Origin of the sequence: Sphingomonas sp. SORGH_AS_0870, assembly GCF_031453175.1 — a bacterium.
GTDB lineage: Bacteria > Pseudomonadota > Alphaproteobacteria > Sphingomonadales > Sphingomonadaceae > Sphingomonas.
Map to the genome: position 1 here is coordinate 411,417 of NZ_JAVIYW010000002.1, position 11,885 is coordinate 423,301.

12 protein-coding genes and 2 tRNA genes are annotated in these 11,885 nt (G+C 67.5%); 6 read left to right on the plus strand and 8 right to left on the minus strand.

Translation table 11 applies throughout. The features are described from left to right. Positions 1-136 precede the first annotated feature (136 nt). Both QE363_RS02355 and QE363_RS02360 read left to right on the plus strand, forming a co-directional pair. Positions 137-1,357, plus strand: a complete 1,221-nt coding sequence (locus QE363_RS02355; RefSeq protein WP_309691472.1) for an argininosuccinate synthase — start codon at positions 137-139, stop codon at positions 1,355-1,357. 285 nt (positions 1,358-1,642) lie between these two features. Further along, positions 1,643-3,307 carry a hypothetical protein gene (locus QE363_RS02360; protein WP_307101942.1) on the plus strand — a complete coding sequence of 555 codons (1,665 nt, stop codon included), beginning with the start codon at positions 1,643-1,645 and terminating at the stop codon, positions 3,305-3,307. 3 nt (positions 3,308-3,310) lie between these two features. Here the strand turns inward: QE363_RS02360 and QE363_RS02365 are convergent, their stop codons facing one another. From QE363_RS02365 to QE363_RS02380, 4 genes are all read right to left on the minus strand, one after another. Further along, the gene (locus tag QE363_RS02365) at positions 3,311-4,441 is read right to left on the minus strand and encodes a GNAT family N-acetyltransferase (RefSeq protein WP_309691473.1); all 1,131 of its coding nucleotides are present in this window, start codon (positions 4,439-4,441) and stop codon (positions 3,311-3,313) included. Between the two features lie 229 nt (positions 4,442-4,670). Continuing rightward, positions 4,671-5,135 carry a RidA family protein gene (locus QE363_RS02370; RefSeq protein WP_309691474.1) on the minus strand — a complete coding sequence of 155 codons (465 nt, stop codon included), beginning with the start codon at positions 5,133-5,135 and terminating at the stop codon, positions 4,671-4,673. Between the two features lie 45 nt (positions 5,136-5,180). Next, positions 5,181-5,807 (minus strand): HAD family hydrolase, encoded by a 627-nt coding sequence (locus QE363_RS02375; RefSeq protein WP_309691475.1) that lies wholly within the window; start codon positions 5,805-5,807, stop codon positions 5,181-5,183. After that, positions 5,804-6,091, minus strand: coding sequence for a DUF3572 family protein (locus QE363_RS02380; protein WP_307101950.1), 288 nt, complete (start codon positions 6,089-6,091; stop codon positions 5,804-5,806). The genes QE363_RS02375 and QE363_RS02380 overlap by 4 nt, the downstream gene beginning before the upstream one ends. Positions 6,092-6,127: 36 nt before the next feature. Here QE363_RS02380 and QE363_RS02385 point away from each other — a divergent pair, with 36 nt between their 5' ends. Further along, positions 6,128-6,490, plus strand: coding sequence for a response regulator (locus tag QE363_RS02385; RefSeq protein WP_307101952.1), 363 nt, complete (start codon positions 6,128-6,130; stop codon positions 6,488-6,490). 169 nt (positions 6,491-6,659) lie between these two features. Here QE363_RS02385 and QE363_RS02390 read toward each other — a convergent pair whose 3' ends face one another. The 3 genes from QE363_RS02390 to QE363_RS02400 form a co-directional block, all read right to left on the minus strand. Next, entirely contained in the window at positions 6,660-7,007 is a 348-nt protein-coding gene (locus QE363_RS02390; protein WP_309691477.1) for a hypothetical protein, read from the minus strand. Positions 7,008-7,095: 88 nt separating this feature from the next. Beyond that, positions 7,096-7,791: an RlmE family RNA methyltransferase gene (locus QE363_RS02395; RefSeq protein ID WP_307101954.1), complete on the minus strand. Its 696-nt coding sequence runs from the start codon at positions 7,789-7,791 to the stop codon at positions 7,096-7,098. Next, the gene (locus QE363_RS02400) at positions 7,788-8,831 is read right to left on the minus strand and encodes a Ppx/GppA phosphatase family protein (RefSeq protein ID WP_307101956.1); all 1,044 of its coding nucleotides are present in this window, start codon (positions 8,829-8,831) and stop codon (positions 7,788-7,790) included. The genes QE363_RS02395 and QE363_RS02400 overlap by 4 nt, the downstream gene beginning before the upstream one ends. Before the next feature lie 160 nt (positions 8,832-8,991). Here QE363_RS02400 and QE363_RS02405 point away from each other — a divergent pair. Beyond that, positions 8,992-9,065 (plus strand) — tRNA-Gln (locus QE363_RS02405). A 785-nt stretch (positions 9,066-9,850) separates the two neighbouring features. Here the strand turns inward: QE363_RS02405 and QE363_RS02410 are convergent. Beyond that, positions 9,851-9,937, minus strand: a tRNA-Leu gene (locus tag QE363_RS02410). Between the two features lie 106 nt (positions 9,938-10,043). On the opposite strand from QE363_RS02410, the gene QE363_RS02415 reads away from it, so the two are divergent. Both QE363_RS02415 and QE363_RS02420 read left to right on the plus strand, forming a co-directional pair. After that, entirely contained in the window at positions 10,044-10,976 is a 933-nt protein-coding gene (locus tag QE363_RS02415; protein WP_309691479.1) for a complex I NDUFA9 subunit family protein, read from the plus strand. A gap of 93 nt (positions 10,977-11,069) precedes the next feature. Next, on the plus strand, positions 11,070-11,879 hold the full coding sequence (locus QE363_RS02420) for an undecaprenyl-diphosphate phosphatase (protein WP_309691482.1): 810 nt from the start codon (positions 11,070-11,072) through the stop codon (positions 11,877-11,879). Positions 11,880-11,885 lie beyond the last annotated feature (6 nt).

An 11,885-nucleotide genomic window follows, 5' to 3' on the forward strand; every position in this document is an offset into this window, starting at 1 on the left:
ATGGCCGCTCCTGACCGGCTTTGGCTGTCGCCGCAATGAACAAGCGGGGGAACGGGCCCAACCGAAGGTTGCGTGAGGCCGCCACAGCGCATAGGGGCCGGGGCAAATCCATCTCCTATCCTCGAAGGACTTTGCCGTGAGCGAAGATATCAAGCGCGTCGTCCTCGCCTATTCGGGCGGCCTCGACACCAGCGTCATCCTCAAGTGGCTGCAGCAGCATTATGGCTGCGAGGTCGTGACCTTCACCGCCGATCTGGGCCAGGGCGAGGAGCTGGAGCCCGCGCGCAAGAAGGCCGAGATGGCGGGCGTTAGACCTGAGCATATCTTCATCGACGATCTGCGCGAGGAATTCGTCAAGGATTACGTCTTCCCGATGATGCGCGCCAATGCGCTCTACGAGGGGCTGTACCTGCTCGGCACCTCGATCGCGCGGCCGCTGATCGCCAAGCGCCAGATCGAGATTGCCAAGATGGTGAACGCCGACGCGGTCAGCCACGGCGCGACCGGCAAGGGCAACGATCAGGTCCGCTTCGAGCTGGGCTATTATGCGCTGAACCCCGATATCAAGGTCATCGCGCCGTGGCGCGAATGGGACCTGACCAGCCGCACCAAGCTGATCGAATTCGCCGAGGCGCACCAAATCCCGGTGTCGAAGGACAAGCGCGGCGAAGCGCCCTTCTCGACCGACGCGAACCTGCTGCACACCTCGTCCGAGGGCAAGGTGCTCGAGGATCCGTGGGATGAGGTCCCCGATTACGTCTATTCGCGCACCGTCAATCCGGAGGACGCGCCCGACGTCCCCGAGACGATCACCATCGATTTCGAGCGTGGCGACGGTGTCGCGCTGAACGGCGAGGCCTGCTCGCCCGCAACCCTGCTGACCAAGCTGAACGAGCTGGGCCGCAAGCACGGCATCGGTCGCCTCGATCTGGTCGAGAACCGCTTCGTCGGCATGAAGAGCCGCGGCATGTACGAGACGCCGGGCGGCACCATCTATGCGCTGGCGCATCGCGGCATCGAGCAGATCACGCTCGACCGGGGCGCCGCGCATCTGAAGGACGAACTGGCGCCGCGCTATGCCGAGCTGGTCTATAATGGCTTCTGGTTCTCGCCCGAGCGCGAGATGCTCCAGGCCGCCGTCAACTACAGCCAGGAGAAGGTGACCGGCACCGTCCGCCTGAAGCTGTACAAGGGCCAGGCGATCGTGACGGGCCGCAAGTCGCCCTACAGCCTGTATTCGGAGAAGGTCGTGACCTTCGAAGACGATCAGGGCGCATACGACCAGCGCGACGCGGCGGGCTTCATCAAGCTCAACGCGCTGCGCCTGCGCCTGCTGGGCCGCCGCGACCAGATCTGATCCGGGTTCGGAGCTGAATGCCGAAAGGGCGGACCGGGCAACCCGTCCGCCCTTTTTTGCGACTGCGTCATCCCAGCGAAGGCTGGGATCTCGGGCGGTGGAAGAGCAAGTGTCGCGAAAGGCCCCAGCCTGCGCTGGGGCGACCGTCCCTCATGTCGCTCAGGCTGAACGGAGGATAGGGCACGTTTTCAAACGGAGTTCCGTTGCCGAGCCCCCAACAACTCGCCGCACCGCAGCAAGGGGGATGCTTGTCCTCGCCCCCTTCGATCCGCTAGGCCGATCGCCATGAATGGGGGAAAGCTCAACTGGTGGCAGACGCGGTGGTTCGTGGCGGCGATGGCGCTGCTCGCGGCCGTGCCGCTGCTCTGGCCGACGGTGCCGCCGCTGGTCGACCTGCCGGGTCATATGGGCCGCTACCGGGTCCAGCTCGATTATGCCGCGCAGCCCTGGCTGGCCAACTGGTATCATTTCGAATGGCAGATGATCGGCAATCTGGGCATCGACCTGCTGATCGAGCCGCTGGCGCCGATCTTCGGGCTGGAGCTGGCGGTCAAGCTGATCGTCATCGCCATCCCCGTGCTGACCGTCACCGGCCTGCTCTGGATCGCGCGCGAGGTGCAGGGGCGGATCCCGGCCACCGCGCTGTTCGCGCTGCCGCTGGCCTATAGCTATCCCTTCCAGTTCGGGTTCGTGAACTTCGCGCTGGCGATGGCGCTGGCGCTGAACCTGTTCGCGCTGTGGCTGCGCATGGGGCGGCTGGGCGCGGTGCGGTTGCGCGGCATCGTCTTCGTACCGCTGTCCTGCCTGCTCTGGGTCGCACACACCTTCGGCTGGGGCGTGCTGGGCGTGCTGGCCTTTTCGGCCGAGCTGATCCGCCAGCATGACATGCGCCGTGCCAGGGGCGCGCATGGGGTGAAGGGGTGGATCGAATCCGCCATCCATGCCGGGATCGGCTGTATCCCGCTCGCGCTGCCGATGGTGCTGATGGTGCTGTGGCGCTCGGGCGAGCATGTCACCGGGCAGACCACCGACTGGTTCAACTGGCGGTGGAAGATCAACTGGGTGACGATGGTCCTGCGCGATCGCTGGATGGCGTTCGACCTGGCCTCGGTCACGGTGCTGTTCCTCGTGCTGCTCAAGGGCGTGCGTGACGAGCGGGTCGAATATTCGCGCAATCTGGTGCTGACGGCGGCGTTCCTGGCGGTCGTCTATCTGCTGTTACCGCGCATCGTCTTCGGTTCGGCCTATGCCGATATGCGACTGGCGCCCTATGTCCTGGCGATCGCGCTGATCGCGCTCAGGCCCCGGCGCGGGCTGTCGTTGCGTGGTGCTTCGACGCTGGCGGTGATCGGGCTGGTGTTCTTCGTCGTGCGGATCGGCGCCACCACGGTCAGCTATGTGATGTACAGCAACGATTACGACCGGGTGCTGACCGCGCTCGATCATGTCCCGCCGCGCGCGCGGCTGCTGACCTTTGTGGGCCGCCAATATTGCGCCGATGTCTGGCCGTCGAGCCGGCTGGAGCATGTTGCGGGCCTCGCGCTGGAGCGCAAGCTGGCCTATGCCAATGACCAATGGTCGATGGCGGGCGGCCAGCTGCTGACCGTGCGCTATGCCCCCGCCAAGCGTTTCGCGCACGACCCGTCGGAGATCGTGACCGCGCGCCGCTGTCGCGGGCAATGGTGGCGGCCGATCGACACCGCGCTGAAGCTGCTGCCGCGCGATGCGTTCGACTATGTCTGGCTGGTCCATCCGCCGCGCTATGACGAGCGGCTGACCCGCGGGCTGACGCCGATCTGGCGGTCGGGACGCGACGTGCTGTACCGGATCGACGATCGCCGTCCGATCATCGATCCGGCGGCCTATGAGCTGCTCAGCCGTCCTTCGCCCGAAGAGGAAAAGCGCGTACCCGCCCGGCGCAAGGCGACCGCCGATCAGGACGACCGATAGGGGCTAACCCCGGCGGAACGGGGTCAGCTCGCCCAGATATTCGCTCTCCGCCGCCATCGCCTCGCGCTCGCGGGTCACGAATTCGGCGACGGCGCGGCGAAAGGCGGGGTGGGGGATGTAATGCGCCGAGTAGGTCGGCACCGGGGCGTATCCGCGCGCCAGCTTGTGCTCGCCCTGCGCGCCCGCCTCCACGGTCGACAGCCCGCGCGCGATGGCGGCGTCGATCGCCTGATAATAGCATAGCTCGAAATGGAGGAAGGGCACCTCCTCGGTCGCGCCCCAATAGCGCCCATAGAGCGTGTCCGCGCCGATCAGGTTCAGCGCCCCCGCGATCGGCAGCCCCTCGCGCTCCGCCAGGATCAGCAGCACCCGGTCGCCCAGCCGCTCGCCGATCCGGTCGAAGGCGGCGCGGGTCAGATAGGGCTGGCCCCATTTGCGGCTGCCCGTATCCTGATAGAAGGTCCAGAAGGCGTCCCAATGCTCCGGCCGGATGTCGGCGCCGGTCAGGTGGCGGATGGTCAGCCCCGCGACGGCGGCGGCGCGCTCCTTGCGGATCGCCTTGCGCTTGCGGCTGGCCAGCGCATCCAGGAAATCGTCGAAGCTGGCATAGCCGTCATTGCGCCAGTGGAATTGCACCCCCTCGCGGATCAGCCAGCCCGCCGCCTCGAAATGCGGCACCTGGTCGGGCGCGACGAAGGTGGCATGCGCCGAGGACAGCGCGTTCTGGTCGGTCACCGCCTCGATCGCGGCGATCAGTGCGGGCGCAAGCGCCGGGTCGCGCAGCAGCAGGCGGGGGCCGGGCACGGGCGAGAAGGGCGCGGCGATCTGGAGCTTGGGGTAATAGCGGCCCCCGGCGCGCTCCCACGCATCGGCCCAGCCATGGTCGAAGACATATTCGCCCTGGCTATGCGCCTTCAGATAGGCGGGCGCGATCGCGGCGGGCTGTCCGTCCGGGCCGTCGATCACGATGGGCGCGGGGGTCCATCCCGATCGGCCGCCGACGCTATGCGAGGTTTCGAGCGCGCTCAGGAAGGCGTGGCTGACAAAGGGATTGGCGGTGCCCGCACAGGCGTCCCACTGGTCGGGGGACAGGGCGGCGACGCCGGAGAGGATACGCGCGACGGCGGTGGTCATCGCGGTGGGATATGCGGTTTGGGGCGGGGCGGGACAAGGGCTGGCGGTTCGCTTGTGGCGAGGGCCCTCCCCCATCCCCTCCCGCTTGCGGGAGGGGTGCGTTACCGGGTGGGCGTTTCCCACCATCGCGATGGTGGCCTGTCGCTGCCACCAAACACGCCCCTCCCGCAGGCGGGAGGGGATGGGGGAGGGGAAAGCCGCAAGCTACGCACTCACGGCAAATCCCCGATCACCCCAACTGAACGATCGCATCCACCTCGACCGCCGCGCCCAGCGGCAGTACCGGCACGCCGACGGCCGAGCGCGCATGGCGGCCAGCCTCGCCGAACAGCGACACCATCAGCTCCGACGCGCCATTGGCGACCTTGGGCTGGTCGGTGAAGTCGCCCGCCGAATTGACGAACACGCCCAGCTTCACGATCCGCTTCACGCGGGCCAGGTCGCCGCCCAGATATTTCTTGATCTGCGCCACCAGCATCAGGCCGCACGCCTGCGCCGCCTTCTGCCCGTCCTCCAGCGAGACGCCCTCGCCCAGCCGCCCGGTGACGAGCTGGCCGTCGATGAAGGGCAGCTGGCCCGAGATATGGAGGAGCCCGCCCGCCTCGACGACGGGGACATAGGCGGCGACGGGGGCGGCGGCCTCCGGCAGGGTGAGGCCGAGCTGCTCGAGCGCGCGATCGATATGGGTGGTCATGGCGCGAGACATGGCGCGGTGCGCCCCCGCCGGTCAAGTATCCCGTCAGCCCGGCGCGGCGCGCCCCTCGGCGAATCGTGCGGCGATCCAGGTCTCGGCGCGGCGCCAGTCGTCGATCCGGGCATGCGCGGCGGGCGCGGGCGGGACATGCGGCGCCATTTCCGGCTCCGACACCATGTGCAGCCGGTGGACCTGCGGCGCATGCTCCGCGACCGAGGCATGGTGTTGCGCCAGATCATCGACGAAGACGGTGACGGGGTGGCCATGCTCGGCGACGAGCCTCGCCACCGGCACGCCCTTGGGGCCGGAATTGCACTGGACGCGGTGGGTGATGCCGAATCGCGCCAGCTGCTCGATCCGGGGCTGGCGGCATTCCTCGACCAGATTGGTCAGGATGACGATGTCGGCCTGTTTCGCCAGCGCGGCCAGCGCCTCGGCGGCGTGGGGCACCAGGGTCTGGCGCTCCATCTGGCCGGGAAAGAAGCCGTGCAGCAGCTCCCAGGCCTCGTCATGGGTAGGGGCGGGGCCGCCGCCGCGCCGGGACAGCGATCCGAAAAAGTCGTGCCGGTCCAGCGCGAATTCCATGTCGTGCGCCTCGTCCAGCCAGTCGCGAAAGTGCCGCACCATATGGACCAGCACCTCGTCGCAGTCGCAGATCAGCAGCGGCTTCATGCGGCCTCCAGCGTCCGCCGCGCGGCGACCAGCGCCTCGGGACGCACGCCCAGCGAATCGGCGCATTCGATCAGGTCGGCCTCATGCCCCTCCAGAAAGGACAGGATGGCGGCCAGCACGCCGGGCTCGCCCGCCCCGCCGCGCAGTTCCTCGACCGACAGGCCGGTCAGCGCCAGCAGCCGTTCGGCGCGGCTCTGGCTTTGCAGCGTCCAGACGAGCGCCTGCAACGCCAGCGCCCCGGCCGTCTCGATGCGTGCGGGTTCGATTGTATCCGGTCCGGGCATTGCCTATCGTCACTCATGGTCAATGGTGGAACGGGCGTGACAAGAAAGGTGCTCGTTGTCGAGGACAACGAACTCAACCTCAAACTCTTCTGCGACCTCCTGCGCGCGCACGGCTTCATCGCGGAGCCGGTCCGCGACGGGCGCGAGGCGGTCGCACGCGCGCGCGAGGTCGAACCCGACCTGATCATCATGGACATCCAGATGCCGCACGTGACCGGCTATGAGCTGATCCTGGAGCTGAAGGCGGACGAGGAACTGCGCCGCATCCCGGTGATGGCGGTCACCGCCTATGCGGGCCGCGAGGACGAGGACCGGATCCGCGCGGCGGGGGCGGATTCCTATGTCTCCAAGCCGATCAGCCTGATGCGATTCATGGAGGCGGTGAACGCGTTGCTGTGAGGGGGAGGCTGCTCCCCTACCTCCGTTCGCCCCGCTCCCCACCTTCCGTTCGCACGGAGCGAAGTCGAAGTGCATGCCCCGAACCTCTGGCACGGGCGTCATCCCGTGGCCTTCGACTTCGCTCAGGCTGAACGGAGAAAGGGGCGAGCGAGATGTCTATTTTGGGTGGCTAGCTGCCATGTGGCTTGAACCACCGACGGAAGAACGCCTGCCGCCCAGCCACTCGCTCCCGACGCTCCGCCGCTGCCTGCTCTTGGAACTGGGAACTGCTGTAACCGACCGCCCAGCGGTAAAGAGATACGAGCATCATGGCGAACATTGCCGCCCCACCAAGCGCAAAAACGCCGAGGGCAACCGTACCGTCACGCGAGAGGCCCAAAGCCTCAAGTGCGCTGATCACCGCTAGACTCAAGAAGGCCGGCACACCCCAAACAAGCCGCTGCGCAAACGCGAATACCGGATTGTATCTTCGACTCGTCCAGTCCCGATCCATCCAGTTGATCAGCGCACGAAACATGGCGGCTCGCTCCCTCGTCACCGCCTTATCGCCTATTGCCGACGTCCGCTATTGGGCGAAGGCGAAAGCGCCCCCCGACACTCCGGGCTCAATCCTCCGAATCGTCCCCGACCGGCGCGGCCTTGCGCCCCTTGAACCCCTGCGCCACGACGAACCATTCCACCGATCCCTTGCGGCTCGACGGCGGCTTGGCGTGCTTCACGGTGGCGAAGTGGCGCTTCATCTCGGCGACCAGCTGCGAATCGGCGCCGCCCGCAAAGACCTTCGACACGAACACCCCGCCGGGCGACAGCACGTCGCAGGCAAAGGCGAACGCCGTCTCGACCAGCGCCATGGTGCGCAGCGCGTCGGTCTGCGGATGGCCGACCGTGTTGGCCGCCATGTCCGACATGACGAGGTCGGGCGCGCCGCCGAGCGCCTCCATCAGCCTGTCGGGTGCCGCATCGTCCATGAAGTCCATCTCGAAGATGGTGACGCCGTCGATCGGGTCGACGGGCAACAGGTCGATGCCGACCACGCTGGCGTTCGGCACCTTGCGCCGCACCACCTGGCTCCAGCCGCCCGGCGCGATGCCGAGGTCGATGATCCGCTTCTTGCCGCGCAGGAAGCCGAACCGCTCGTCCAGCTCGATCAGCTTGTACGCCGCGCGGCTGCGATACCCCTCCGCCTTGGCGCGGCGGACATAGGGATCGTTCAACTGGCGCTCCAGCCAGCGGGTCGATTGCGCGGTGCGGTTCCGGGCGGTGCGCACGCGCTGGTGCAGCCCCGAATTTCCTCTGCTCACGGTCTGGTGATTCCCATCAAACGCCGCAAAATCCCCTCGCGGATTCCACGGTCGGCGATCCCTAGCCGCTCGGCGGGCCAGAGGTCCAATATCGTCTCGAGGATGGCGCAGCCCGCGACCACCAGGTCGGCGCGCTCGGGGCCGATGCACGCGACCTTGCCGCGCGCGGCCAGGCTCTTGCGCGACAGGCTGGTACTGATCTCGCGCATCGCCGCCGTCGGCACGATCAGCCCGTCGACCGCGGCCCGGTCATATTGGCTGAGCCCCAGATGGACGCTGCCCAGCGTCGTCACCGTGCCGCTGGTGCCCAGCAGCCGGGGGCGCTTCAGGTCGCGCGGCAGGCGTGCGGCGAAACCGGCAAAGCTGTCCGCGACGATCTGGCGCATCCGCGCATAGGCGGCCAGCCGCCCTGCCTCGCCCTCGCCGCCGCCCGCGCTTTCGGTGAGCGAGACCACGCCCCAGGGGGCCGAATGCCAGTCGAGGATGCGGGGGCTGGGGCCGCGCGTGTCGACCAGCACCAGTTCGGTCGAACCGCCGCCGATGTCGAAGACCAGAGCGGGGTCCTCGCCCGGCTCGATCAGCGCGTGACAGCCGAGTACGGCGAGCCGTGCCTCTTCCTCAGCCGAGATGATGTCCAGATGGATGCCCGTCTCCGCCAGCGCGCGCGCGATGAAGGCGGGGCCGTTGGCTGCCCGCCGGCAGGCCTCGGTCGCGACCGCGCGCGACAGGGTGACGTTGCGGCGCCGCAGCTTGTCGGCGCAGACGCGCAGCGCCGCGATGGTGCGGTCGATCGCGGCGTCGGACAGGCGGCCGGTGGTGGCCAGCCCCTCGCCCAGCCGGACGATGCGCGAAAAGGCGTCGACCACGGCAAAGCCGCCGCCCTGCGGCCGCGCGATCAGCAGCCGACAATTGTTGGTGCCAAGGTCGAGCGCGGCATAAGCCTGCGCATCGGACCACCGGCCACGCTGGGGCCGGGGCGGTGCCGGACGGGCAGGGGGCTTGGCCTGCCGGTACGGCCGTCGGGTGGGTTGATCCCCCATCGCCGTATCTCGCTTTATTCTGTTCTATCCGTCACGGACATGAGCGTCCGCCGGTGCTTGGTCCCCAAGGTAGCGGGTCGGTGCCCGTGCGACAAGACGCACGGCATCAAAGCCTGTTGACAAGCCCCGCCAGCCCGCCTAGAGGCACGCCCCTGTTCGGTGCCCCGTCGTCTAAAGGTAAGACCACGGACTCTGACTCCGTTAATTGAGGTTCGAATCCTCACGGGGCATCCAGACATTTGCCGCGATCAGGCGATCTGATCCGCAGGCCGGGCTAAGCGCCCGCCCCATATCCCCTTCCAAGAAATGTCACGCTGATGATCGGCGTCGCCTGCCGTCGATTCGCACGGCTGTAGATGATGACTTAGGTCGGATCATTCAGAATTGCTTCTCCTCTCCCCTGGACAGGGGAGAGGGTTAGCGAAGCTTGCCAGCCTTGCTGGCTAGCGCAGCTTGGGTGAGGGGTTGAGCGAGCCCAAAGGCTCGCGGCGCTCGCCAAGCGAGCGCCCACCCCTCACCCAGCTCCGACTAAGCCTTTGCTACGCAAAGGCCAAGTCTGCGCAACCCTCTCCCCTCTGCGAGGGGCGAGGGAAGGAAAGGCAGCGCTGAATGTCGATCGGCCCCAGGTGAGCATGTCGGCCGTCTCGGCCTGTTTCGTGGCGAATCGTTCTATCCCGCCATCGAATCGGGTCGCACGCGAATCCCGGACGTCGCCGTGCGCTTCCCGTCGTCGATCATTTGCCGGGGTGGCCTCTTCGCAAATCCAGTCGTGGGTGCCGTCGCGTATCGTCGGGATGCGTGGTGGCAGCAGGGGGCTGTCGTTCGACGGAGCTTCCTCCGATATAATCGTCCCCAAAGCACGAATATCGGCAAGCAAAGCCTCGACGGCATGGTCATGGCGGCCGGGATCGGAAAAGACGGCGCGATGATTTCGCGCGATATGCCAAAGCATCGGGACAAACACGTGTCGGCGGCTGTCTTTCGACAGCCGCCTCACATTTTCCACCAATGTTGGAAAGTGGTGCCCAGAAGAGGACTCGAACCTCCACGACCTTGCGATCGCCAGCACCTGAAGCTGGTGCGTCTACCAATTCCGCCATCTGGGCACGGGGTAGGCCCGCGCCTTTAGGGTAGGGTTCGAATCCTTGTCAACGGCTTTTTTGCGAGGCAAAGGGGCGAAAGACGATTTTTCTCGAAAAAATAGGGACGGTCATGACGAACAAGCTGGTGACGCTGATTGGCGGCGGGGGCTTTCTGGGCCGCTATGTCGCACGCGAGTTGATGCGCACGGGCGCGCGGGTGCGGGTCGCGCAGCGCGATCCGCGCCAGGCCTATTTCCTGCGCACGCAGGGCGGGCTGGGCCAGACGCAGTTCGTCGCGGCCGATATCGCACGGCCCGACACGGTCGCGCGGGCGGTCGAGGGCGCGGATGCCGTCGTCAATCTGGTCGGCGTGATGGGCGGCAATATGCAGCGCATCCATGTCGACGGCGCGCGCACCGTCGCCGAGGCCGCGCGCGCGGCGGGGGTCGAGGCGCTGGCCCATGTCTCGGCCATCGGCGCCGATTCGAACGGCGCGGCGGCCTATGCCCGGTCGAAGGGGCAGGGCGAGGATGCGGTGCGCCAGGCTTTCCCGAACGCCACGATCCTGCGCCCCTCGATCGTGTTCGGGCGCGAGGACCAGTTCGTGAACCGCTTTGCGGGCATGGTGTCGGCGCCGATCGTGCCGATCCTGCGTGCGGGCGTGAAGTTCCAGCCGGTGTTCGCGGGCGATGTCGGCCAGGCGATCGTCGCGGCGATCCTGGACGGCGAGACGCATGGCGGCCGCACCTATGAGCTGGGCGGGCCGGACGTGCTGTCGATGGGCGAGCTGATCCGCTGGATCGCCGCGACGCTGGGCCGCAAGCCGAACTTCGTCGAGCTGCCCGACTTTGCGGGCGCGCTGCTCGCCCGGCTGCCGGGCTCGCCGATCAGCTGGGACCAGTGGCTGATGCTCCAGCAGGACAATGTCGCCGCCGCCGGTGCGCCGGGTCTCGCCGCGCTGGGCGTCACCCCGGCGCCGCTGGCGACCGTCGCGCCCGAATATCTGATCCGTTTCCGCAAGGCGGGCCGGTTCGGGCGGCGGGCGCAGACGCTGGCGGCCTGAGCCGTCCCATAACGCCCCACGGGTCGCCGCTTAGGCGTTTCCCTGTCGGCCCCGTCGTCCTATGGCGACGGGGCCAATTTTTTGGGGACGCTCGTGAACGATCTGCTAGCCGCCATCATCCTCGGTATCGTCGAGGGGGTCACCGAATTCCTGCCGGTGTCCTCGACCGGACACCTGATCCTGGCGGGCGCGCTGCTCGGCTATGACGATGCGCGGTGGCAGATGTTCAACATCGTCATCCAGCTGGGCGCGATCCTGGCGGTCGTCGTCCTCTACTGGCGGACCTTCTGGACCGTGCTGGAGGGGCTGTTCAAGCGCGATCCGGGTTCGATCCGCTTCGTGCGCAACCTGCTGATCGCCTTCATCCCCGCCGCCGTCATCGGCGTGCTGGCGAAAAAGCATATCGAGGCGCTGCTGCTCCAGCCCAAGGTCGTCGCCATCGCGCTGATCGTCGGCGGCATCGCGATCCTGGTCATCGAGCGGCTGGTGAAGCCCGGCACGACGCGCGGCATCGCGGCCGTCCCGGCCAGGACGGCGCTGGGCGTCGGCTTCCTCCAGTGTCTGGCGATGATTCCGGGCGTCAGCCGCTCGGGCGCGACGATCCTGGGCGCGCTGACCCTGGGTGTCGAGCGGCGCACGGCGGCCGAGTTCAGCTTCTTCCTCGCCATCCCCACCATGCTGGGCGCCAGTGTGGTCGAGACGGCGGGGCATCTGGATGCGATGCGCAGCGGGAGCAGCGTCGGGCCGATCGAGATCGGTGTCGGCTTCGTGGTGTCCTTCGTGGTCGCCCTGCTGGTCGTCCGCTGGTTCGTCGGCATCGTCGGCAAGCACGGCTTCGGCCCCTTTGCCTGGTATCGAATCGTCGCGGGTAGCATCGCGCTGGCGATGCTGACGCTGCATTGATACCGG

Bases quoted from the DNA above. Each gene is read 5' to 3' on its own strand.
- QE363_RS02360 (WP_307101942.1), top strand. From the start codon at position 1,643: ATGAATGGGGGAAAGCTCAACTGGTGGCAGACGCGGTGGTTCGTGGCG.
- QE363_RS02365 (WP_309691473.1), bottom strand. From the start codon at position 4,441: ATGACCACCGCCGTCGCGCGTATCCTCTCCGGCGTCGCCGCCCTGTCC.
- QE363_RS02370 (WP_309691474.1), bottom strand. From the start codon at position 5,135: ATGACCACCCATATCGATCGCGCGCTCGAGCAGCTCGGCCTCACCCTG.
- QE363_RS02375 (WP_309691475.1), bottom strand. From the start codon at position 5,807: ATGAAGCCGCTGCTGATCTGCGACTGCGACGAGGTGCTGGTCCATATG.
- QE363_RS02380 (WP_307101950.1), bottom strand. From the start codon at position 6,091: ATGCCCGGACCGGATACAATCGAACCCGCACGCATCGAGACGGCCGGG.
- QE363_RS02390 (WP_309691477.1), bottom strand. From the start codon at position 7,007: ATGTTTCGTGCGCTGATCAACTGGATGGATCGGGACTGGACGAGTCGA.
- QE363_RS02400 (WP_307101956.1), bottom strand. From the start codon at position 8,831: ATGGGGGATCAACCCACCCGACGGCCGTACCGGCAGGCCAAGCCCCCT.
- QE363_RS02415 (WP_309691479.1), top strand. From the start codon at position 10,044: ATGACGAACAAGCTGGTGACGCTGATTGGCGGCGGGGGCTTTCTGGGC.